The sequence below is a fragment of the Pyxidicoccus sp. M15 genome (assembly GCF_056858435.1).
This window is the reverse complement of the sequence record NZ_CM166495.1, coordinates 4,005,419-4,026,259: the sequence shown is the minus strand read 5'-3', so window position 1 is coordinate 4,026,259 and position 20,841 is coordinate 4,005,419. Positions and strand designations below refer to the sequence as shown.

The following is a 20,841-nucleotide window of genomic DNA, read 5'->3' as shown; positions in this document are numbered from 1 at the left end:
CCCGTGAAACACCGCGGCCCGACTCCTCCTCGTGGGGAGCCGGGCCGTGTCATGTCCGGGGCCTGCCGGGCGCGGCTTCAGGCGGACGTCATCCGCACCACCTCGTCGAAGGCGGTGAGGCCCTGGGCCAGCTTGCGCACGGCGGCCTCGCGCAGGGTGCGCATGCCCGAGCGGCGGGCCGCCTCCACCAGCGCGTCATAGGGCGCCTCGCGGGAGACCAGGTCCCTCAACTCACCGCCGCAGGTGACGATTTCGAAGACGCCGGTGCGCCCCACGAAGCCGGTGCCCCGGCAGCGCACGCAGCCGGCGCCCTTGAGCAGCCGCACCCCGCCCGGCAGGAGCGGAAGCGGCGCCTGGAGCGCCAGCACCTCGTCCGGGGTGAGCGTCGTCTCCTCCGCGCAGTGGCTGCACACCCGCCGCAAGAGGCGCTGGGCCATGACGCCCAGGAGGCTCTGCGCGAGGAGGAAGGAGGGCACGCCCAAGTCCCGCATGCGCGCCACCGCGCCCAGCGCGTCGTTGGTGTGCAGCGTGGAGAGCACGAGGTGGCCGGTGAGCGCGGCCTGAATCGCGTTCTCCGCCGTCTCCGCATCGCGGATTTCGCCCACCATGATGACGTCCGGGTCCTGGCGGAGGATGTGGCGCAGCGCCCCGGCGAAGTCGAGCCCCACCTTGGGCTGCACCTGCACCTGGTTGAAGGCGTCCCACACCATTTCAATGGGGTCTTCAATGGTGGTGACGTTGACGTCCGGCCCGGCCAGCGCCTTGAGCGCGGAGTAGAGCGTCGTCGTCTTGCCGCTGCCCGTGGGGCCGGTGACGAGGATGAGGCCGTGGGGCCTGTCAATCCACGACTCGAAGGCGCCCTTCTCGTCCTGCTCGAAGCCGAGCTGGGCGATGTCCTGCACCAGCGTCTCCGGGTCGAAGATGCGGATGACCACCTTCTCGCCGAAGGCGGTGGGCAGCGTGGACACGCGAAGCTCCACCTCGCGGCCGTCGCGCTCCGTCTTGATGCGGCCGTCCTGCGGCTTGCGCTTCTCGGAGATGTCGATGCGCGCCAGCATCTTCACGCGCGAGACGATGGGCGCGTGCACCTGCGCCGGCAGCGTGTACACGGGGTGCAGCACACCGTCGATGCGCAGGCGCACCAGGCTGGTGCCGCGCTTGGGCTCCAGGTGGATGTCCGACGCGCGGTTGTCGAAGGCGTAGCGCAAGAGGTAGTCCACCGCCTGCACCACCGGCTTGTCGGACGCCTCCAGCTCCTGCGTGCCGCTGAGCGACACCAGCTGCTCGAAGTTGGAGACCTGCGCCCCCACGGTGGCGCCGAAGTCGTCGGCGGCGCGCGCCAGCGTCTTGTTGAAGCCGTAGATGTGGGCAATGGACTTGAGGATGTCCGACTTGGCGCACAGCACCGGCTCCACCGACATCCCGGTGAGGCGGTGGAGGTTCTCGAAGAGCTCGCCGTCGAAGGGGTTGGCCACGGCCACCAGCAGCCGGCCCTGCTCGGTGCGCTCCAGCGGCAGCAGCACGTGCTTCTGCGCGTAGGGCCGGGACACGGTGCGCGTGGCCATGGCCATGTCCAGCTTCAGCGGGTCTATCTTCCGGTAGGCGCAGCCCGCGGCGCGCGCGGCGACCTCGGTGACGCGGTCCTCGTCCAGCACGCCGCGGCCGTTGGCCAGGGGCACCTGGAAGACGGCCACCACCTCCACCGGCGACACGTCATAGCGCGCGGCTTCCTTGCCATTGCCGCCCTGCGCCTTGAGGACGCGGGCCCGCGCGGCCGTCTCCCGGGCGAGGATTTCCTGCGCCTGCTGGGGGGCCAGCAGCCCCTGGGCCACCAGCGCCTCCAGCACGAAGAGCGTGGTGAAGTCATCGCGTCCCCTGGAGGGGATGCCGCCCGCGCCGCTCAGTGCCTGTGCCAAGCCCGTCTCCTTCCCTTCAGCCGCCGCAGTACACCACCCTCCGTACCGGAGCGCGCGCCGGGGGAGAGCAGCCTAGCCGCGAACCGCCCGGACGGCGGCATCCACCAGCGCCTCCGGCGTGGGGCGCTCCGCGACGGCGGCCGGGGGCACGCCCAGGCGCTCCAGGGCGGCGGCCGTGGTGGGGCCAATCGCCACCACGCGCGCGGTGCCCAGCTTCTCGCGGCCCACCTCCTCCACGAACACCTCCGCGGTGCGCGGCGAGGCGAAGAGCGCCACCTGCAGCGGCGCTTCCTCCAGCAGCGCCAGGGCCTCGGGAGGCAGCGGCGCGGGCGTGGAGCGGTAGGCCGTCACGCGGGTGACGAGCACGCCCATCTCCCGCAGCCCGTCCTCCAGCTCGCGCCGGCCCTCCTCGGCGGCGGGCAGCAGCACCTCGTCACCGGGCTGGAGCCCCTCCTTGATGGCGTGGAAGAGGGCCTCGCCGGTGCCCTCCTCCGGCTCCGCCGCCACCTCCAGGCCGAAGCCCTCGCAGGTGCGCGCGGTGCGGGGGCCCACCGCGGCCACCTTCACGCGGCGCAGCCGCTCCACCGTCCCGGCCTCGCGCAGCGCCTCCATCAGCGCCTCCACCGCGGACGGGCTGGCGAACACCACCCAGCGGTAGCGCTGAATCTGCTCCGCCGCGGACGCCAGCGGACGCGGGTCCTCCGGGGGCCGCAGCTCCAGCAGGGGCACGCTGAGCACCTCCGCGCCCTCGTCCTCGAGGAGGAAGCACAGCTCCTCGGCCCGCTCACGCGGGCGCGTCACCAACACTCGGATGCCTTCCAGTCGCCGTTCCACGCGCGCGGCAGTCTAGGACTCCCGGGCCTCCGCGCGGCGAGCGAAATCACGCAGGATGTCCGCCGCGCCACGCGACAGCAGGTCGTCCGCCAGGGACTCGCCCAGCTCGCGGGCGCGCTCCACCGGCCCCCGCACCTCGCCGCGCACCACGTGGGTGCCGTCCGGCCGGCCCACCAGCCCGCGCAGGTGCACGGCGCCGCCGGACACGGTGGCGTGCCCGGCCAGCGGCACGGTGCAGCCGCCCTCCAGCTTCGCCAGCAGCGCGCGCTCGGCCGTCACCGCGATGCGCGTGGTGGCGTCCTCCAGTGGCGAGAGCAGCTCGCGCACGCGCGCGTCATCCGTGCGGCATTGGATGGCCAGCACCCCCTGCCCCACCGCGGGCAGGCTCACCTCGGTGGGCAGCACCTGGGTGACGACGCCCTCCAGGCCCAGCCGCTTCAGTCCCGCGTACGCGAGCACCGCGCCCGCGAGCCCCAGCTCCTTCGTCTTCGCCAGGCGCGTCTGCACGTTGCCGCGCAGGCTGACGATGTCCAGGTCCGGCCGTCCCGAGCGAAGCACACAGCTGCGGCGCAGCGACGACGTGCCCACGCGCGCGCCCTGGGGCAGCGTGTCCAGCGTCAGCCCGCCCAGGCCGCAGAAGGCGTCGCGCGGGTCCTCACGCACCGGCACCGCCGCGAGCATCAGCCCCTCCGGCAGCACGGACGTCATGTCCTTCAGGCTGTGCACGGCCAGGTCCGCGCGGCCGTCGAGCAGGGCCTGCTCGATTTCCTTCACGAACAGCCCCTTGCCGCCGACGGCGGACAGCGGCGCGCCCAGGAAGCGGTCGCCCTCGGTGGTCATCTCCACCAGGGACACCTCGAGCCCGGGGTGGCGCGCCGTCAGGAGCGCGCCCACGTGGCGGGCCTGCCAGAGCGCCAGCGGGCTCTGGCGGGTGGCGATGCGCACGGCCTTCATCGCTTGGCCCCCGTGGCGGCCACCTGGGGAGACTGCGCCACGACGGGAGCGGCGGCCGCGTCGTCGGGCGCCTCGCCCTCCAGCAGGCCGAACAGCTCGGCGGCGGCGCCGGCCAGCCGGTTGCCCTCGCCCTCCGGGCCCACGGCGCGCAGGCGCGAGGTGGGCTCATGCAGCAGCTTGTTGACGATGGCGCGTCCCATGGCCTCGATGCTCTTGCGTTGCTTGTCGTTGAGGCCGTCGCCCAACGCGCCCAGCGTGCGCTCCACCTCGGCGCGGGCAATGGCCTCCGCGCGCTGGCGCAGGCGGGCCAGTACCGGCGTGCCCTCGCGCAGGGCGCGCTCCTTGACGAAGCGGGCCACCTCCTGCGCCACCAGCACGCCCGCCTTCTGCGCCTCCTCGGCGCGCGCCGCGGCGTTGTCCGCGACGAACTTCTGGATGTCGTCCACGTCGTACGCGTGCACGAAGTCCAGCTGGCCCACGGCCGGGTCGATGTCGCGAGGCACCGCCAGGTCCACCATGAACAGCGGCCGGTGCTTGCGCGCCTTGCCCACCGCTCCGACGTTCTCCTTCGTGAAGAGGGGCACCGGCGACGCCGTGCTGCACACCACCACGTCCGCCGCGGCGAGCAGGGCGAACAGCTCCTCGAAGGGCCGCGCCGTGCCGCCCACCTCCAAAGCCAGCGCCTCCGCGCGGGCCAGGGTGCGGTTGGTGATGAACAGCTTCGTGGCGCCCGCGCCCTTCAGGTGGCGCGCGGCCAGCTCGCCCATCTCCCCCGCCCCCACCACCAGCACCGTCTTGCCGGCCAGGCCGTCGAACACCTTGCTCGCCAGCTGCACCGCCGCGGCCGCCATGGACGTGGACGCGCGGCCAATGGCCGTCTCCGTGCGCACGCGCTTGGCGCAGCTGAAGGCCGCCGCGCACGCGCGCGTCAGCTCGCCGCGCACCGCGCCCGCGCCCTGGCCGCGCTCGAAGGCATCCTTCACCTGGCCGAGGATCTGCGCCTCGCCCAGCACCATGGAGTCCAGGCTGCCGGCGACGCGGAACAGGTGCACCAGCGCGTTCTCCCCGCGGTGCTCGTACAGGTGCTCCAGCGCCTCCGGGCCGCCCAGCGCCTGCAGCTCCGCCACCACGCGCTGGTGCGCGAGCGCGACGTCCGGCGCGGAGAGGTACACCTCCACGCGGTTGCAGGTGGACACCCAGAGCGCCTCCACGGGCGCCTGGGCCAGCCGTTGGACGACCTCCACCTGCCGGGACTCGGACAGGGCCAGCCGCTCACGGACCGCCAGGGGCGCCGTGCGGTGGGACAGGCCGATGCAGATGAGCTCCATACTCAGGGCAACCTCATGGCCGCGGCCGTCGGCGCCGCCAGGTCATAGGAGGACAGGAAGGACACCAGCACCAGGCAGAAGCCCGCCATGGTGAGCAGCGCCACGCGGCGCCCGCGCCACCCCGCGAAGATGCGCGCATTCACCAGCGCGGCGAACACGCCCCACGCCACCACCGTCGCAATCGACTTGCCGTCCCAGTGCCAGCCCAGGTCCGTGGTGGTGACGAAGAAGGCCCCCGTGGCCAGCGTCACCGACAGCGCGATGAAGCCCCAGACGACGAGGCGCCGGTTGAGCGTGTCCAGGAACTCCAGCGAGGGCAGGCGCGAGAAGAGCAGCCCGAAGCGCTTGGCCTTCACCTGCCGCTCCATGAGGATGTACATGACGCCCACGCCCGCGGCCACGGCGAACGCCGCCAGCCCCAGCAGCGCCAGGGTGATGTGCAGCGGCAGCAGCGGCTGGCGGACGCCCGGCGGCAGCGGTGACTGGCCGCCCTGGAGCAACAGGCCCGGTATCAACACCGTCACCGCGAGCGGCGTGAGGAACGCGCCGATGACGGGCCGCTTGTAGCGCACGTCCAGCGCCAGGAAGATGGCGAGCAGCAGGAAGGCGAGCGCGGAGAAGCCCTGGGCCAGTCCCACCGGCCGGCCCTCCTGGACGCCGAGCAGCTCGAAGAGGGCCACGCCGTGCAGCGCCAGCCCGCCGCCCACCAGCACGCGGCCGACGGTGGCCAGCACCTCCTTCTGGCGGACCAGATAGGCGAGGTAGACCACGGCGGCGATGCCATAGGCGTGGCAGGCGAGCGAGACGAGCGTATGGCTCATGGGCACAGGCTCTTAACCACCGGAGCCGGGGAATTCAGCCCGGCTTCTCGTGTCTGGAGACGGGCGGTATCAGCCCATCTTGTTGAGGATGAAGGCGGCGAGCAGATCCGCCTCGGAGTCGGGCTTCTTCGCTCCTCCTTCCGGACGGGGCGCCGAGGCGACCTCCGTGACATACCCCGGGACGACCTCGTAGGCGTTGTCCCCCACCAGCACCGAGTCGGCCATCTGCTCGGCCCCCAGGCGGGCGAGCTGCTCCTCGGTCTTCACCCGGGCCACCAGCCCCTGGCTGTCCTCACCCGACACGAGCTGGACGAAGTGCACCGCGGGGGTGACGGGGAAGGTCACACCTCCCTCCGCCATCACCACCAGCTTGCCCTCGCGCAGGTCTGCTTTGTCCGCCAGTGCCCACTCCTCGAGCTGGGTCTGGGGCAGGAAGAGCTTCGTCACGCCCGCCATCTTACACCACCTCCCCTGTCGCGGGGGGCCGTTCGGGGAATTGGGTTGAAACGCCCCTGTTCCATCCGCATCTGTCCGGCCAGATGGGCTGATGCCCGGCCCGTTCTTGCAGGGCCAACGGGCGCGTACTAGACGACGCGCCGAATGGCCGGAAGTGGGCCCGGAGGAGACATCATGGCAGGCGACAATGTGACGAACGTCGGGGACGGTGACTTCACGAAGCAGGTGCTGGAATCCCAGCAGCCCGTGCTGGTGGACTTCTGGGCCACCTGGTGCGCGCCGTGCCGGGCCATTGCCCCGGCCATCGACGCCCTGGCCACCCAGTTCCAGGGGCAGGTGAAGTTCACCAAGCTCAACATCGACGACAACCAGGACACCCCGCAGCAGTACGGCGTCCGCTCCATCCCCACCCTGCTCATCTTCAAGGGCGGCAAGGTGGTGGACCAGATTGTCGGCGCGGTGCCCAAGGCCCGCATCGAGGCGGCCCTCCAGAAGGCGCTGTAGTCGGCGCCCGGGAACGTGCGCGCGGGAGGGCCCCTGCCCGCCCGCGCGCCGCCCCTACTCCTCCAGCAACTCCACGCAGCGGCGCAGCACCTCCAGCCGCGCGAAGCGCTTGTCGTTGCCGGGCACCACGTGCCACGGCGCGTCCGGCCGGTGGGTGTGGTCCAGCATGTCCTGGATGGCGCCCTGGTACTTCCCCCACCTCGAGCGGTTGCGCCAGTCGTCCGGGCCCAGCTTGTAGCGCCGCGTGGGGTCCTTCTCCCGAGCGCGAAAGCGCTTGAGCTGCGTCTGCTTGTCGATGTGGATGAAGAACTTCGCCATGCGCACGCCGTCGTCGGTGAGCATCCGCTCGAAGGCATTGATTTCCGCGTAGGCGCGCCGCCACTCGGCCGGCCGGGCGAAGCCCTCCACCCGCTCCACCAGCACCCGGCCGTACCAGCTCCGGTCGAACACGCAGACCTCGCCCGCCCCCGGCGTCTTCGCCCAGAAGCGCCAGAGGTAGTGGTGCCGCTTCTCCTCTTCCGACGGCGCACCGATGGGCCACACCTTGTAGCCGCGCGGGTCCATCAGCGACGTCAGCCGGCGGATGGCGCCCCCCTTGCCCGAGGCGTCCCAGCCCTCGAAGACGAGCACCGCCCGCCGCTTCGCCAGGTACGTCTGGATCTGCAGCTGGAAGGCGCGCTGCTGGAGCACCGCCAGCTCCTTCTCGTAGGACTCGTCGTCCTCCACCGAGACGCCCAAATCCACCGCGCTCAGTGACAACGTGCCCGGCGGACTTACGGGAAATACGTATCCGTGTTCAGTCTTGTCATCAATTTTTTGAAAACGTTTACGAGTCACGACAGACCCCTCCAAGGTTGTATTGACAGCGATGACCTCAACCGCCAAATAGGCACATAGCAGTGTTTGTCTTCACCAACTGTTTTCACTTGGAGTATTCATGGCACGTCCACGCAAAGAATTGTCCAACGTCCCGCTGACGCCAGCCATGGTGAACTGGGCGGAGGCGCTGGGAGACGCCATCGGCCGGGGCATGCTGCGCGCGCTGAACACCGGCATGCCGTCACTGGGTGGCAATGGCGCAAGCCACAACACGATGACGGCAAGCCGCCGTCGCGGCCGTCCGCCCAAGGTGCTGGCGGGCGGAAACATGGTTCCGGCGGACCGCCGCTGCACCGTGGATGGTTGCACGCGGGAGCAGCGCTCGAAGGGGCTGTGCTCGGCGCACTACCAGGCGGAGCGTCGCAAGCAGCTGTCGGGTGGCAAGTCGGCCTGATTCATGACGCGAGCGGTTCACGCCCACGGCCCTGGGCGAGCCGCATGTGTCACGCCCCCGGCGCTCCCCACACCCCTTGTGTGCGCCAGGGAATCACAGACGCCAATACCTGTATCACTGTCCGTTTCCACGCTCACCGGAGTGATGCGCTCGGCGCTACCCGCCCTGCCAGGGGTCCACGGCGGAAGTGGTGGCCTTGAGCAATTCCCAGGCGGCGAGCACATCCACCACGCGTTCCAATTCATTGGGAAGTGAGCGAGCCCGCTGAGACTTCAGATATTCCTCGGCGAAGGCGCGCAGCCGCATGCCCACGAAGAGGCGGGCCAGCGCCACCTCCGTCTGCCCGCTGAAGTCCATGAAGCGGATGCCGAAGCCGGTGCGGCCGTCCGGCCCGTCGTCGCGCTCCTCGCGGACGATTTCCGCCCGCGCCAGCACCGGCGGGGCGCCCGGCTCCAGTGAGAAGCGCACCCCCAGCACCGTGCCCAGCGGCAGGTAGAAGGTGCTCTCCAGGAAGGCCCCGCTGACGCTCACGTTGATGGACGTGAAGCTCGCGGCGAAGCGCCGCCCGCCCTCCCCGTCCACCCAGACCTCGAAGCGCGTGGCCAACTGGGCGCGGGGGAACTGCCGGTGCTCGGCCTCCCCCTGGTTCATTTCAATGAGGGGCGCGGCCGAGCCGCGCGCGTCCGGGGCGCCCGCCACGGGGCGCCCCGCCTTCGCCACTTCCGGCGCCTCGGCCACCGGCGCGCGAACCGTCACACTGCTCTTCTGGGCGGCTTTCCGCTGCATGCACGACCTCCACCTGCCCCGGAACGCTACCCCCATCCCGCCGGGAAGTTGAATTTCAGGCGGGCCATGCACCGGCCGCGGCAAGCCGCGGCCGCACGGCTCAGAACATGTGTCGGCGCATGCTGATGTTCACCAGCAGGCCGATGCTGAGCATCACGGACATCATGGAGGAGCCGCCGTAGCTCATCAGCGGGAGGGTGATTCCCGTCACCGGCAACAGGCCAATCACCATGCCGATGTTCTCGAAGACCTGCCAGAACAGCATGGCCACCACGCCCACCGCCACGAAGGCTCCGAACCTGTCGCGGGCGCTGAACCCCACGCCCAGGCCGAAGATGAAGATGGCGCCATAGAGCAGCAGGAGCAACACGCACATCACGAAGCCGTGCTCCTCCGCCCACACGGAGAAGATGAAGTCCGTGTGCTGCTCGGGCAGGAAGCGCAGGCCCGTCTGGGTGCCCTCGCGCCAGCCCTTGCCGGAGACGCCGCCGGAGCCCACCGCGATTTTCGACTGCGCCGCGTGGTAGCCGCTGCCGCGCAGGTCCGCCTCCGGGTCCAACCACCCGGAGATGCGCTGGCTCTGGTGCTTCTTCAGGTAGTGCCGGACGATGGTGGGCCGCGGCTCCGGCACCTCGCGGATGTAGTCGTTCCAGATGACGATGGCGCCCGCGAGGATGCCCGCCACCAGCGTGGCCACGAGGTACCAGCGCACCTTCCCGAACAGGATGACGGTGAGCGAGGACAGGCCAATCATCAGCGCGGTGCCCAGGTCCGGCTGCACCAGCACCAGCACGAAGGGCACGGCGACGACGAGCAGCGGCTTCCACAGCCGCACCAGTCCATAGGACGGCTCGTTGGGCCGGAAGTCGTCGTGGTAGACCTTGGCCAGCATCAGCACCACGCCAATCTTCATGAACTCCGCGGGCTGGATGCGCAACGAGCCAATGGCGAACCAGCTCTCGGCGCCCTTGGCGGTGTGGCCGATGACGCGCAGGGCGAGCAGCGCCACGATGTTGGCGACGTAGATGGGCAGCGCCATGCGCTGAATCCAGCGGTAGTCCACCAGGCACACCACCAGCACCGCCACCATGCCCAGGCCCAGGAACAGCGTCTGGGCGGACCAGACGGGCGCGTGCGGCGGGCGCGAGGCCGAGGCCAGGTTCCAGATGCCCAGCAGGCACACCCCCAGCACGCAGATGATGAGGCCCCAGGGGATGTGGGGCACCATCCGCCGCTCAATCCGCAGTTGCACGTGTCTCGTCCTCGTCGTCACCCGGCAGGTCGGCCGGCGGTCGCACGCCCCGCGTCAGCGCCGCTTCGTCAGGACTCGGCGCGCGCGACAGGGACGGGGTGTAGGGCTGGTTGGGACGCGGCGGCGGCGCCGTCGCGTCCTGCTTCTTCAACTCGAAGTACTTCTGGATGACGGCCATGGCCGTGGGCGCCGCGTCCGCGCCGCCGTGGCCGCCGTGCTCGTTGAGGACGACAATCGCCAGCTCGGGCTTGTCCGCCGGAGCGAAGCCCGCGAACCAGGCGTGGTCGCGCTCGAAGAAGCTCATCTGATGCGTCTTCAGGCGCACCGTCCCCAGCCGGGCCACCTGCGCGGTGCCCGTCTTGGCCGCCACCTGCATGTCCTTGTCCTGGATGCCCGCCATGCGCGCGCGGTACGCGGTGCCGCCCGGCTCCTGGGCCACCTTCACCAGGCCCTCAATCACGGCCTTGCGGTGCGCGGCCGGGATGTCCACCCGGCGCACCACCTCGGGCTTGAACTCCTCGACGACTTCACCGTCCAGGTTCTCCAGCCGCTGCACCATCTGCGGCTTGAACAGCGTGCCGCCGTTGGCGATGGCCGCGTACACGAGCGCCAGCTGCAGCGGCGTGACGTTGTCGTCGCCCTGGCCGATGGCGCTGTTGAGCGCCATGCCCTTGGTGTAGCCGCCGGGCGACGCCTTGTCGTGGTACGCGCTGGTCGGCATGATGCCCGGCACCTCGGCCACCACGTCGATGCCCGTGGGCGCGCCCAGGCCCAGCGCCTTGCCCATCTCTCCGATGGGGTCCAGGCCGATGGTGTCCGCCACCTTGTAGAACCAGGTGTCGCAGGACGTCTTCATCGCGTTGTAGCCGTCCATGTGCCCGTGGCCGCTGTCCTTGTGGCAGCGCCACACGCGCGCGCCCAGCCGGTAGCCGCCGGGGCAGGACACGGACGTCTCCGGGCGGAACGCGCCCGACTTGTAGGCGGCCAGCTGGGTGACGACCTTGAAGGTGGAGCCCGGGCTGTAGTGCTCGGCCGCCACGCGGTTGATCATCGGCTCCAGCGGGTCCCTGGACAGCAGGGCCATCTGCGCCGGCGTCACGCGGCCGGTGAGCAGGTTGGGGTCGAAGCCCGGGCGGGACACCAGCGCCTTGATGAAGCCGGTGTTGACGTCGATGGCCACCACCGCGCCCGTCACGCCCGGGAAGGCCCGCTCCGCCTCCTCCTGGAGGCGCATGTCGATGGAGAGCACCAGGTTGCTGCCCGCGCGGGGCTGCACCACGGCGTTGTCGCCGAGCTTGATGTTGAGCTCTTCAATCGTCTGGCCGCGCGCGTTCACCACTTCCTTGCGCACGCCGTCCGTGCCGCGCAGCCGCTTCTCGAAGTAGCGCTCCAGGCCGCGCCGGCCGATGTAGTCCCCCAGGGCGTACTTCACGCCGTCGGCGCCCAGCCGCTCCAGCTCCTCCTGGGTGATTTCGTTCATGTAGCCCAGCACGTGCGACAGCACCGTGTTGGTCCGGTAGAAGCGGTGCGGGACGGGCGCCACCTCGACGCCGTCGAGGATGTCCCGGCGGGCGGCGAGCCGGTCGTACTCGTCACGCGTGAGGTCCACGCGCACCGGCACCGGCTGGAAGGGCGCGTTGCGCCGCCCCATGCGCACCATGTCCTCCACCTTCTTGCGCTGGTCGGCGTCCCACTGGAGCAACTCCGCGAGGCGCGGAATCACCTGCTCGAAGCAGTCCGTGCAGAAGGCCGGCGTGACGAAGGCGTCGAAGGACGGACGGCTGTCCACGAGGATGGTGCCGCGCGCGTCCTTGATGACGCCGCGGTCGGCGCGCAGCCGCACCTCCTTCACGAAGTTGGCCACGCTCTTGGCGGAGTACTCCTCGCCCCGGGTGATCTGCAGCCGGTAGAGCTGGATGGACAGCAGGACCAGGCCCGCGGACATGGCGAGGCCCAGCCACAGGAAGCGCCGCTTCAGCTCGCGGCCCGGCGTCGTATTGCCCAGCGTGGGAGGCGTCACCGCAGCAACCCCATCTGACGGTCCTGGCTCGCCTCGAAGCGACGCAGCAGGGGGAAGAGCGCCAGCGCCGCGGCCCCCGTCAGCACCACCTGGAGCGGCAGGCCCGACAAGAGCGAGCCCGTGCTGCCGTCCTTCACCGTCAGCCACGTGAAGAAGGTGGACAGCAGCGAGTGCCCCACGTCCGCGCCCATGGCGAACAGGGCGAAGGACAGGGCGCCGCGCACGTCCACGAAGGTGGAGACCAGCCGGCCCACCAGGAAGGTGAACACGGCGAGGAACGTGAAGAGGCCCGTGGGCTGGCCGCTCATGAGGTCCAGCAGGTAGCCCACCGCGAACGCGGAGAAGGCCCCCTCCAGCAGCGTGGCGCGCAGGGCCAGGAACGCCACCAGCACCACGGTGACGTCAATGCGGCCGAGCACCAGGCCCGCCTGCTTCACCACCACCGACTCCAACGTGAGCAACGCCAGCGCGAGGCCCACCGTCACCAGGAACTTCATTTCGACGCGCCCTCCGCGGTGCTGCCCGGCGCCATGGCGCTGTAGGGACTGCCCACCACCAACACCTCTTCCAGCTTGCTCGTATCCACCGCCGGGACGATGTCCGCGCCCTGGAACATGCCGTGCTCCTTCTTCTCCAGGTTCGTCACCTTGCCCACCACCACGCCCGGAGGATAGATGCCATCCGTGCCCGCGGTGATGATGAGGTCACCGTCCTCGACGTCCTCGGTGCGCAGCATGTTCTCCAGCTTGAGCGGACCCGCGCCCGTGCCCGACGCCGTGCCCCGCGCCCGCGAGCGCTGCACCCGCACCGCCACCCGGCTCTGCGGGTCCGTCACCAGCGCCACGTCCGCGTAGCCGCCCGTGGCGCGGATGACCTGCCCCACGATTCCGTCCGGCGTCACCACGGACATGCCGCGGAACACGCCGTCCTTCTCACCGCTGCTGATACGCACCGACAGGAGCTTCGCCACCGGATTGACTCCCACCACCCGCGCCGGAATCTCCGGCCCGGACTCCGCCTCCGCGTAGCCGAGCAGCTTGCGCAGCCGCTCGTTCTCCGCGCGCGACTCGCCCAACGACTGCACCGCCGCCCGCAACTGGAGGTTCTCCAACCGCAGCGCGTCATTCTCCTGCCGCACCCCGCGCAAGTCGAGGTACCCGCGCACCGCCGCCACCGAGCCCTCGATGGAGGTGGTGAGCACCTGCTGCACGGGTGACGACAGGGCGATGACGGCCCGGTCGATGGGATTGGGGTCCCTGCCCTTCCGCCCGCTCAGCAGGAAGGCGAGGAGCGGGTAGAGCAGCAGGACGCCCACGATGAGGGGGCGGCGGTACCGCTTGAGGAGCGACAGCAAGGGGCAGTAATCCCTGGGTGGGAGGGTGGGGCTGGTGGGGTCGGGGGTGGGCTAAACTCTCTAAATCGCTTGCATTTTCCGGTGCGTTGTCCTAGGCAGTCAAGGCCTTGCGTCGGGGGTGATTGAAGCTCCACCACCCACCGGCCGGGCTACCAACAACACCGCGTCGCGAGTCCTTCCGCACGGCTTTTCTCGGCGCGTTTGCCCCTGAAGTGACGACAATGGACGGTCTGAATCCCCGGAAGGTCTTCTCCCTGGTGTTCATCATCGGCATCGCGGTGGTGTTCACGCTGTCGTTCGGGCCGGGCAGCAGCGGCTTCGGCGGCACCGGCGCGGCGACGACGGCCCCCGGCTCGGTGGCCACGGTGAACGGCAAGGAAATCCCCATGCGCGACTTCGCCACCGCGTGGGCCCGGCAGATGAACTTCCTGCGCTCGCAGGGCAGCCCCATCCCGGAATCCGTCGCCCGCCAGTTCGGCATGCACAACCAGGTGCTCGACCGCCTGGTGAACACCGAGCTGCTCGCCCAGGCGGCCGAGCGCCACGGCATCACCGCCTCCGACGACGAGCTGCGCAAGCTCATCCATCAGAACCCGGACTTCCAGAAGGACGGCGTGTTCGACATGGAGCGCTACAAGCAGGTGCTGCGCGACTTCTACCGGAAGACGGCGCCGGACTTCGAGGGTGAGCTGCGCCGCCAGATGGCCGCGCAGAAGATGGTGGACGTGGTGCGCGCCAATGCGGTGGTGTCGGACGACGAGGTCCGCGCCCGCTTCGAGAAGCAGGGCAACCAGGCGAAGGTCGTCTTCGCGCGCTTCCTGCCCACCATGTACGCGGAGAAGGTGCCCGCCCCCACGGCCGCCCAGCTGGCGGAGTGGAAGAAGGCGCACGAGAAGGAGATCAAGGACTACTTCGAGGCCAACCGCTTCGTGTACCAGCAGCCCGAGCGCATCCACGCCCGCCAGGTCCTGGTGAAGCTGGCCCCGGACGCCACCGCCGAGCAGAAGGCCCAGGCGAAGGCGAAGGCCGAGGCGCTGCGCAAGGAGATTGAGGGCGGCAAGGACTTCGCCGCCGTGGCGAAGGAGAGCAGCGAGGACCCGGGCAGCAAGGCGCGCGGGGGAGACCTCGGCTGGGTGGAGCGCGGCAGCTGGGAGCCGTCGCTGGCGGACGCGGCCTTCGCGCTGAAGGCGGGCGAGGTGACGCAGCCGGTGGAGACGAAGTTCGGCGTGCACCTGGTGAAGGTGGAGGAGAAGCAGGCGGCCCAGGACAAGAAGCTCGAGGACGTCCAGGACGAGATTGCCACCACGCTCTACAAGCAGGACCGCGCCAAGGAGCAGGCCCGCGCCGAGGCCGAGAAGGCGCTGGCCTCCGTCAAGGGCGGCAAGACGCTCAAGGAGCTCTTCCCCGCGGAGAAGGAGCAGCCGGCGCTGCTGCGCTTCGAGACGGAGACGCGTCCGGAGGCGGTGGAGACGGACAGCTTCACGGCCGAGGGTGAGGCCGTGCCGCACCTGGGCCCCGCGCCCGAGCTGGTGAAGGCCGTGTTCGCGGCCAGCGCCCCGCAGCCGCTGGACCGGGTCTTCCCGGTGGGCGAGGGCTTCGTGGTGACGCAGGTGGTGGAGCGCCAGAAGCCGGACACCGCCGGCTTCGAGAAGCGCAAGGACGAGCTGCGCGCCCAGGCCCAGCAGGCCAAGCAGATCGAGCTGACCGAGTCCTTCCTCAAGTCCCTGAAGAAGACGGGCACGGTGGTGACGAACACCGAGGCCATCGACTCGGTGGTGGGCGCGGGCTAGCCGCCCGTCGCCTTCACCTGGAAGTCCCCACGAGGGCCGGCTGGAGGGAGCTTCCCTCCCCGGCCCTCTGGCTTTTTCAGCGCGCGGGGAAGTCCGAGGAGCCGGTGTCCGGCGTGGTGGGCACGGCGATGCAGACGCCGTCGCGGCCGCGGGCCTTGGCCGCGTACATGGCGAAGTCCGCGGCGCGGATGAGGTCCAGCGCGGACATGGCGTGGTCCGGGAAGGTGGCCACGCCGACGCTGGCGGTGAGGCGCGCGTCCAGGCCGTGCTCCTGGAGGAAGGGGCGGCCGCGGAAGGCCTCGCAGATGCGCTGGCCGATGTGGGTGGCCCCGTCCAGGTCGGTCTCCACCAGCAGCATGGCGAACTCGTCGCCGCCGTAGCGGAAGACGGAGTCCACGTTCTGCCGGCCCAGGGCGATGAGCATGTCGCCCACCTCCTTGAGGGCGGCGCTGCCCATCAGGTGGCCGTGGCTGTCGTTGATGCTCTTGAAGTGGTCCAGGTCCAGGAAGACGAGCGACAGCGGATGGCGGAAGCGCGCGGCGCGCTTCACCTCGTGGTCCAGCAGCGCGCGCAGGTGCCGGGCGTTGTAGCAGCCGGTGTGCTCGTCGGTAATCGTGAGCTCCTGCACCCGGCGGAAGTTGCGCGCGTTCTCGATGGCAATCGCCGCGTAGTCCGCGATGGCGGTGAGGGTGGTGAGGTCCTCGTTGGTAAAGGGCGGGTCCGTGGGGCCGTTGACGAGCTCGATGATGCCCAGCACCCGGCCGCGGGCGAGCAGCGGCACCGCGAGGATGGAGCGGGTGTGGAAGGCGGAGGCCTCGTCGAAGCGGGGGGAGAAGCTGGGGTCTCCCCCCACGTCGTGGACGAGCCGGGCGACGCCGGAGCTGAAGACGGCGCCGGCGATGCCCTCGCCGGGGTTGAGCTGGAGGCCCTTGAGGACCTCGGCGCCGTCACCCACCGCGATTTCGAAGTAGAGCTTCCCGGTGCGTTCGTCTTGAAGGATGAGAGACCAGTTGCGGGGCAGCAGCAGGCTGCTGACCTTCTGCATGACGAGCGCGAGCACCTCGCGCAGCTCCAGCGTGGAGGTCAACGCCTTGGCCATCTCGTTGAAGGCGGCCAGTTGCTCCACCGTCCGCTTCATGGCCGACAGGAGGTCTGCGGGCTTCATCCGTAGAGTCCACTCCGAGGCGCAAGTCTGGTAAGGCCGACCCGAGCCGTAACATGCACTCGAACGCGGAGCAAACGTTGCTAATCCTGGCCTCTGCCTCGCCCCGGCGCAGGGAGCTGCTGTCACAACTGGGACTCAGCTTCACCGTGTCGGCGGCGGATATCGACGAAACACCCCGCCCGGGCGAGCCCCCCGAGGCCTACGTGCTGCGTCTGGCCCGGGAGAAGGCCGGGGCGGTGGCCACCCGGCACCCCGGGGCCTGGGTGCTGGCCGCGGACACCACCGTGGTGCTGGGCCCGGAGCTGTTGGGCAAGCCCCGGGACGCCGAGGAGGCGAAGGCCATGCTCGGCCGCCTCTCCGGCCGCACCCACGAGGTGCACACCGGCGTGGCGCTGGCCGGCCGGCACGCGGAAGCACTCGTCGTGCGCACCCGCGTCACCTTCCGGGCCCTCACCCCGGGGGAGATTGCCTGGTACGCGGGCACCGGCGAGCCGCTGGACAAGGCGGGCGCCTACGCCGTCCAGGGCAAGGGAGGCTTCCTCGTGGCGGCGGTGGACGGCAGCCCCACCAACGTCATCGGCCTGCCGCTGGGCGAGACGTTGGCGCTGCTGGAGCGCGCCGGGGTGCCGCTGCCGTGGAGGGCCGCGCCGTGAGCGACAGCGTGGCGCAGCGGCTGGCGGCGGTGCGCGAGCGGGTGGCGGCGGCGTGCGCGCGCGCCGGGAGGCCGGTGGAGTCGGTGACGCTGGTGGCGGTGTCCAAGCTGAAGCCGGCGGCGCTCATCCGCGAGGCCTGGGCCGCGGGCCAGCGCGACTTCGGGGAGAACTACGCGCAGGAGCTGCGGGACAAGGCCGCGGAGCTGGCGGACCTGGAGGGCCTGCGGTGGCACGCCATTGGCGCGCTGCAGACGAACAAGGTGAAGTACGTGGCGCGCGTGGCCGGCGCCTTCCACGCGCTGGACAGGCTGGAGGTGGCGCGCGAGCTGTCCAAGCGCCGCGAGGGCGCGCCTGCCCTGCCCTGCTACGTGGAGGTCAACGTGGGCGGCGAGGCCACCAAGAGCGGGCTCGAGCCCGCGGCGCTGGGGACGTTCCTCGCGGAAGCGCGCGCCCTGCCCGGGCTCCAGCTGGTGGGGCTGATGTCGCTGCCACCCCCCACGGACGACGAGGCGCAAGCGCGCGGCTACTTCCAGGCGCTGCGCGAGCTGGCGCGGACGCACGGCCTGCCGGGCCTGTCCATGGGCACCACGCACGACTTCGAGCTGGCCATCCAGGAGGGGGCCAGCGTGGTCCGCGTGGGCACCGCCATCTTCGGCGAGCGGGCGTGACGCCGGCGGGGCGCCGGCCTCACAGCTCCTTGAACTTCACCCGGCCCTCGCCGCTGACGGTGACGCGGAACTCGGTGCCGCAGTAGTTGCAGCGCACCTCGTCCTGATCGCCGAACGTGTCATGCACGGGGTTGTTGGCGTTGCAGTCCGGACAGTCGAACTCCTTGAACTTGCCGCCGGCGGACGCCTTCAGGTCCTTGTCGTCATCGTCGAAGTCGTAGTTGCTGGCCATGGTGCCTCCTGGCGCCGCGGGCGCCGCCCTGGGCGAAGGCTACCAGAGCGGTGTCGGCGGGTGGACACCGCAAGCCGCATGGAGGGCGACCGGGCTCAAGGGCGGAAGAGGCGCCCCGTGGGCCGGGCATGAGAGAGTGTGCCCCCCGTGAGGTTTCCGCAGGCCCCCTGTGGAGCGAGCGAGCACCCGTTGAATGCCTGGCCTCCAGGCACGTCAGTGGAAATGCGGCACGGCGGGGACGGTTGGGGGCGGGTCTGGCGGATAGGGTCCAGGCTACTTAACTTCCAAGCGAGGGAGCTCACTCGATGCGTGCGCAGTCCAGATGGGGATTCGCGGCGGTGCTGGCGGGACTGGTGTGGTCGGCGACGGCCACGGCCCAGGACACTTCCGCCAACCCGGCCTTCGGCCCCGGTGAGCAGTCCCAGTATCGGGTGAAGTACCTCGGCGTGACGGCCGGCACCGCGCAGGTGACGGTGGGCGCGCCCATGAAGCAGTTCGGCGAAGAGGTGTGGCCCATCATCGCCCTGGCGCGCTCGCAGGACGTCATCGGCGTGTGGCCCATCAAGGACAAGTTCGTCTCGTACTGGCAGGCCGGCGGGCAGCGCGTGCTGGGCAGTGACCTGCACGCGGACGAGAACGGCAAGCGCCGCCGCATGCGCATCAAGATGCATGCGGACGGCAAGGGCGCCCTCGTCGTGAAGCAGAAGGAGGGCGAGCAGCCGCGCGAGTCCACGCGGGAGCTGGAGCAGGGCACGCTGGACGTCACGGGTGCCACCTTCGCGCTGCGCAACCGCGAGCTGGAGGTGGGCAGGGAGTACGCCTACCCCGTCTTCACGGGCAGCAAGACCTTCACCATGCGCGCGAAGGTGGAAGCGCGAGAGATGATGAACACGGAGCTGGGACCCAGGGAGGTCTTCAAGCTGCGCGTGCAGGCGGAGTTCGGCGGCAGCCTGACGTCGAAGCGGGACATGTTCGTGTACCTCACCACCGACCCCAACCACGTGCCGGTGCGCGTGGAGGCGGAGTTCGCGCTGGGGACGATGGTGGCTGAAATCACCGACTACAAGCCGGGCCGCAACATGGAGCTGGCCCGGGCCGGGAACGACGGGTAGCACCCGACGACCAGCGGCGAAGGGGGCGGATGGGCGGGGCATGGACGTGGGCGGTGATGGCGGCGGTGGCCGCGACGCCGGGGGCGCAGGTGGTGTCGCCCCTGGTGAAGGTTCGTCCGGGTGAAGCGGTGCAGGGTCGCCGCGACGCCCGGCTCAGCGTGGCCCGCGGCGAGTGCGAGGCCACGCAGGTGGTGCTGCCCGCGCACGCGGCGCGCCCGAAGGTGGAGGCGCTGTCGCTGTCGGGGCCCGGCGCCGCGCTGAAGGCCGCCGTATGGCGCCAGGTCTTCGTGGACGTGAAGACGCCGTCCAACGGAGAGGGCAAGCCCGGTCCCTGGCCGGACGCGCTGGTGCCCGTGGAAGCGCCGCTCCAGTCAGCCGACGCGAAGCTGCCCACCGTCCTCTACGTGGAGGTGTGCGCGCCGGAGAAGCAGGCGCCGGGCACGTACAAGGGCGAGCTGCGCGTGAAGACGGAGGGCGCGGCTCCCGCGCCGGTGCCCTTCACCGTGGAGGTGCAGCCCTTCGCGCTGCCGGCCACGTCGTCACTGCCCACCAGCTTCGGCGTGTCGCTGTACAGCATCGCCCGCGGGCACGGCGTGTCGCCGGAGTCCCCCGAGGCGAAGGAATTGCTGCGCGCGTACGGCCGCGCCCTGCTGGAGCACCGGGTGAGCGCGCATGGCATGAGCATGTCGCCGCCGCCGGTGCGCTTCGAAGGTGGCAAGCCGGTGGTGGACTGGCGCGCGTACGACGCGGAGATGGGGCCCTTCCTCGACGGCAGCCTGCTGCCCTCGGGGGCGCGCTTCACCACCGCCGAGGTGCGCGACAACAAGCAGGCCAGCACCGACGCGGAGAAGGCGGCGTACTACCGCACCTTCGTCGAGCACTTCCGGCAGAAGGGCTGGCCGGCGCAGCTCTTCTTCTACGCCAAGGACGAGCCGAAGCCGGAGGACGTGCCGCTGGTGCACGCCCAGGCGAAGCGCGTGCGCGCCGCCGGGGGCATCCCCGTGCTCGTCACCAGCCCGCTGGATGACGCGCTGCGCGGCGCGACGGACATCCTCACGCCCACCCTCAACTGCTTCTATCCGCGCCCCGGGCCGCAGACGTGCCGCAACGTGGTGGCGTCCCGCACGCTGCGCGGCCGCCTGCCGAAGGGCGCGAAGGTGTGGTGGTACCAGAGCTGCAACTCGCACGGCTGCAACGGCGGCCCGCCCGAGGACAAGGCTGTGGATGCTGCCTACAGCGGCTGGGCCTCCTACATGGTGGACCACCCGGCCCCGCTCAACCGGGCCATGGGCGTGCTCGCCTGGTCCTCCGGGGTGGACGGCGAGCTCTATTTCGACACCGTCTTCGCCTACAACACGAAGAAGGACCCGTGGACGGACGTCTTCGAGTTCGGCGGCAACGGCGACGGCACCCTCTTCTACCCGGGCACGCCGGCCCGCCTCGGCACGCCGGGCCACCAGCCCGTCGTCAGTTTGCGCCTCAAGCATCTGCGGGACGGGCTGGAGGACTACGAGTACCTCCGGCTGCTGACGGCGCTCGGCGAGGGTGACTTCGCCCAGGCGGCCGCGCGGAGGCTGGCCCGCTCGGGTTGGGACATCACCCGGGATGCGGGAGAATGGGAAGCGGTCCGTCAGGAAGTCACGGCCCGGCTGCGCAAGCGGTGGGCGGGTTCCGAATATGCGAAGCGCTCGGGCCGTCAAACGCCCGACAGCACCCCGTAGTC

The 20,841-nt window shown here is 70.6% G+C and carries 21 protein-coding genes; 7 read left to right on the top strand and 14 right to left on the bottom strand.

Annotation, left to right across the window (positions count from 1 at the left end):
* Positions 1-77: 77 nt before the first annotated feature.
* The 6 genes from ACX9TP_RS15060 to ACX9TP_RS15035 all read right to left on the bottom strand — a co-directional run bounded on the left by ACX9TP_RS15060 (position 78) and on the right by ACX9TP_RS15035 (position 6,309).
* Positions 78-1,916, bottom strand: coding sequence for a GspE/PulE family protein (locus tag ACX9TP_RS15060; RefSeq protein WP_482980422.1), 1,839 nt, complete (start codon positions 1,914-1,916; stop codon positions 78-80).
* A gap of 72 nt (positions 1,917-1,988) precedes the next feature.
* Positions 1,989-2,750 carry a uroporphyrinogen-III synthase gene (locus tag ACX9TP_RS15055; RefSeq protein WP_482980421.1) on the bottom strand — a complete coding sequence of 254 codons (762 nt, stop codon included), beginning with the start codon at positions 2,748-2,750 and terminating at the stop codon, positions 1,989-1,991.
* 12 nt (positions 2,751-2,762) lie between these two features.
* Positions 2,763-3,704: a hydroxymethylbilane synthase gene (hemC, locus tag ACX9TP_RS15050; protein WP_482980420.1), complete on the bottom strand. Its 942-nt coding sequence runs from the start codon at positions 3,702-3,704 to the stop codon at positions 2,763-2,765.
* On the bottom strand, positions 3,701-5,032 hold the full coding sequence (gene hemA / locus ACX9TP_RS15045) for a glutamyl-tRNA reductase (protein WP_482980419.1): 1,332 nt from the start codon (positions 5,030-5,032) through the stop codon (positions 3,701-3,703). Before hemA ends, hemC begins: the two co-directional genes overlap by 4 nt.
* Before the next feature lie 2 nt (positions 5,033-5,034).
* Positions 5,035-5,853, bottom strand: a complete 819-nt coding sequence (locus ACX9TP_RS15040) for a cytochrome C assembly family protein (protein ID WP_482980418.1) — start codon at positions 5,851-5,853, stop codon at positions 5,035-5,037.
* Positions 5,854-5,922: 69 nt separating this feature from the next.
* A complete protein-coding gene (locus ACX9TP_RS15035) occupies positions 5,923-6,309 on the bottom strand; it encodes a hypothetical protein (protein WP_482980417.1) in 387 nt (128 codons plus the stop codon).
* A gap of 174 nt (positions 6,310-6,483) precedes the next feature.
* On the opposite strand from ACX9TP_RS15035, the gene trxA reads away from it, so the two are divergent.
* Positions 6,484-6,813, top strand: coding sequence for a thioredoxin (gene trxA / locus ACX9TP_RS15030; protein ID WP_482980416.1), 330 nt, complete (start codon positions 6,484-6,486; stop codon positions 6,811-6,813).
* Between the two features lie 54 nt (positions 6,814-6,867).
* Here trxA and ACX9TP_RS15025 read toward each other — a convergent pair whose 3' ends face one another.
* The gene (locus ACX9TP_RS15025; protein WP_482980415.1) at positions 6,868-7,572 is read right to left on the bottom strand and encodes a polyphosphate kinase 2 family protein; all 705 of its coding nucleotides are present in this window, start codon (positions 7,570-7,572) and stop codon (positions 6,868-6,870) included.
* A 178-nt stretch (positions 7,573-7,750) separates the two neighbouring features.
* Between ACX9TP_RS15025 and ACX9TP_RS15020 the strand changes: the two genes are divergently transcribed.
* Positions 7,751-8,086, top strand: coding sequence for a hypothetical protein (locus ACX9TP_RS15020; RefSeq protein ID WP_482980414.1), 336 nt, complete (start codon positions 7,751-7,753; stop codon positions 8,084-8,086).
* Positions 8,087-8,242: 156 nt separating this feature from the next.
* Here the strand turns inward: ACX9TP_RS15020 and ACX9TP_RS15015 are convergent, their stop codons facing one another.
* The 5 genes from ACX9TP_RS15015 to mreC all read right to left on the bottom strand — a co-directional run bounded on the left by ACX9TP_RS15015 (position 8,243) and on the right by mreC (position 13,498).
* Entirely contained in the window at positions 8,243-8,872 is a 630-nt protein-coding gene (locus ACX9TP_RS15015; RefSeq protein WP_482980413.1) for a PilZ domain-containing protein, read from the bottom strand.
* Positions 8,873-8,972: 100 nt separating this feature from the next.
* The gene (rodA, locus tag ACX9TP_RS15010; protein ID WP_482982171.1) at positions 8,973-10,100 is read right to left on the bottom strand and encodes a rod shape-determining protein RodA; all 1,128 of its coding nucleotides are present in this window, start codon (positions 10,098-10,100) and stop codon (positions 8,973-8,975) included.
* A gap of 7 nt (positions 10,101-10,107) precedes the next feature.
* A complete protein-coding gene (gene mrdA, locus ACX9TP_RS15005) occupies positions 10,108-12,144 on the bottom strand; it encodes a penicillin-binding protein 2 (RefSeq protein ID WP_482980412.1) in 2,037 nt (678 codons plus the stop codon).
* On the bottom strand, positions 12,141-12,641 hold the full coding sequence (locus ACX9TP_RS15000; protein ID WP_482980411.1) for a hypothetical protein: 501 nt from the start codon (positions 12,639-12,641) through the stop codon (positions 12,141-12,143). The genes mrdA and ACX9TP_RS15000 overlap by 4 nt, the downstream gene beginning before the upstream one ends.
* Positions 12,638-13,498, bottom strand: coding sequence for a rod shape-determining protein MreC (mreC, locus tag ACX9TP_RS14995; RefSeq protein WP_482980410.1), 861 nt, complete (start codon positions 13,496-13,498; stop codon positions 12,638-12,640). Before mreC ends, ACX9TP_RS15000 begins: the two co-directional genes overlap by 4 nt.
* Before the next feature lie 221 nt (positions 13,499-13,719).
* Here mreC and ACX9TP_RS14990 point away from each other — a divergent pair, with 221 nt between their 5' ends.
* A complete protein-coding gene (locus ACX9TP_RS14990; protein ID WP_482980409.1) occupies positions 13,720-15,288 on the top strand; it encodes a peptidylprolyl isomerase in 1,569 nt (522 codons plus the stop codon).
* 76 nt (positions 15,289-15,364) lie between these two features.
* Here the strand turns inward: ACX9TP_RS14990 and ACX9TP_RS14985 are convergent, their stop codons facing one another.
* Positions 15,365-16,453: a GGDEF domain-containing protein gene (locus tag ACX9TP_RS14985; RefSeq protein WP_482980408.1), complete on the bottom strand. Its 1,089-nt coding sequence runs from the start codon at positions 16,451-16,453 to the stop codon at positions 15,365-15,367.
* 53 nt (positions 16,454-16,506) lie between these two features.
* On the opposite strand from ACX9TP_RS14985, the gene ACX9TP_RS14980 reads away from it, so the two are divergent.
* Entirely contained in the window at positions 16,507-17,106 is a 600-nt protein-coding gene (locus tag ACX9TP_RS14980; RefSeq protein ID WP_482980407.1) for a Maf family protein, read from the top strand.
* Complete coding sequence (locus ACX9TP_RS14975; protein ID WP_482980406.1) at positions 17,103-17,774, top strand: YggS family pyridoxal phosphate-dependent enzyme; 672 nt, start codon at positions 17,103-17,105, stop codon at positions 17,772-17,774. Before ACX9TP_RS14980 ends, ACX9TP_RS14975 begins: the two co-directional genes overlap by 4 nt.
* Positions 17,775-17,793: 19 nt before the next feature.
* Here the strand turns inward: ACX9TP_RS14975 and ACX9TP_RS14970 are convergent, their stop codons facing one another.
* On the bottom strand, positions 17,794-18,006 hold the full coding sequence (locus ACX9TP_RS14970; protein WP_482980405.1) for a hypothetical protein: 213 nt from the start codon (positions 18,004-18,006) through the stop codon (positions 17,794-17,796).
* Between the two features lie 305 nt (positions 18,007-18,311).
* Between ACX9TP_RS14970 and ACX9TP_RS14965 the strand changes: the two genes are divergently transcribed.
* On the top strand, positions 18,312-19,118 hold the full coding sequence (locus tag ACX9TP_RS14965; protein ID WP_482980404.1) for a DUF3108 domain-containing protein: 807 nt from the start codon (positions 18,312-18,314) through the stop codon (positions 19,116-19,118).
* A gap of 29 nt (positions 19,119-19,147) precedes the next feature.
* Positions 19,148-20,839: a DUF4091 domain-containing protein gene (locus tag ACX9TP_RS14960; protein WP_482980403.1), complete on the top strand. Its 1,692-nt coding sequence runs from the start codon at positions 19,148-19,150 to the stop codon at positions 20,837-20,839.
* Positions 20,840-20,841: the final 2 nt, after the last annotated feature.

Coding starts and splice junctions, on each gene's coding strand:
- hemC (WP_482980420.1), bottom strand. CDS start 3,704: ATGAAGGCCGTGCGCATCGCCACCCGCCAGAGCCCGCTGGCGCTCTGG.
- hemA (WP_482980419.1), bottom strand. CDS start 5,032: ATGGAGCTCATCTGCATCGGCCTGTCCCACCGCACGGCGCCCCTGGCG.
- ACX9TP_RS15040 (WP_482980418.1), bottom strand. CDS start 5,853: ATGAGCCATACGCTCGTCTCGCTCGCCTGCCACGCCTATGGCATCGCC.
- ACX9TP_RS15035 (WP_482980417.1), bottom strand. CDS start 6,309: ATGGCGGGCGTGACGAAGCTCTTCCTGCCCCAGACCCAGCTCGAGGAG.
- trxA (WP_482980416.1), top strand. CDS start 6,484: ATGGCAGGCGACAATGTGACGAACGTCGGGGACGGTGACTTCACGAAG.
- ACX9TP_RS15020 (WP_482980414.1), top strand. CDS start 7,751: ATGGCACGTCCACGCAAAGAATTGTCCAACGTCCCGCTGACGCCAGCC.
- ACX9TP_RS15015 (WP_482980413.1), bottom strand. CDS start 8,872: ATGCAGCGGAAAGCCGCCCAGAAGAGCAGTGTGACGGTTCGCGCGCCG.
- rodA (WP_482982171.1), bottom strand. CDS start 10,100: ATGGTGCCCCACATCCCCTGGGGCCTCATCATCTGCGTGCTGGGGGTG.
- ACX9TP_RS15000 (WP_482980411.1), bottom strand. CDS start 12,641: ATGAAGTTCCTGGTGACGGTGGGCCTCGCGCTGGCGTTGCTCACGTTG.
- ACX9TP_RS14990 (WP_482980409.1), top strand. CDS start 13,720: ATGGACGGTCTGAATCCCCGGAAGGTCTTCTCCCTGGTGTTCATCATC.
- ACX9TP_RS14985 (WP_482980408.1), bottom strand. CDS start 16,453: ATGAAGCCCGCAGACCTCCTGTCGGCCATGAAGCGGACGGTGGAGCAA.
- ACX9TP_RS14980 (WP_482980407.1), top strand. CDS start 16,507: ATGCACTCGAACGCGGAGCAAACGTTGCTAATCCTGGCCTCTGCCTCG.
- ACX9TP_RS14970 (WP_482980405.1), bottom strand. CDS start 18,006: ATGGCCAGCAACTACGACTTCGACGATGACGACAAGGACCTGAAGGCG.
- ACX9TP_RS14965 (WP_482980404.1), top strand. CDS start 18,312: ATGCGTGCGCAGTCCAGATGGGGATTCGCGGCGGTGCTGGCGGGACTG.
- ACX9TP_RS14960 (WP_482980403.1), top strand. CDS start 19,148: ATGGGCGGGGCATGGACGTGGGCGGTGATGGCGGCGGTGGCCGCGACG.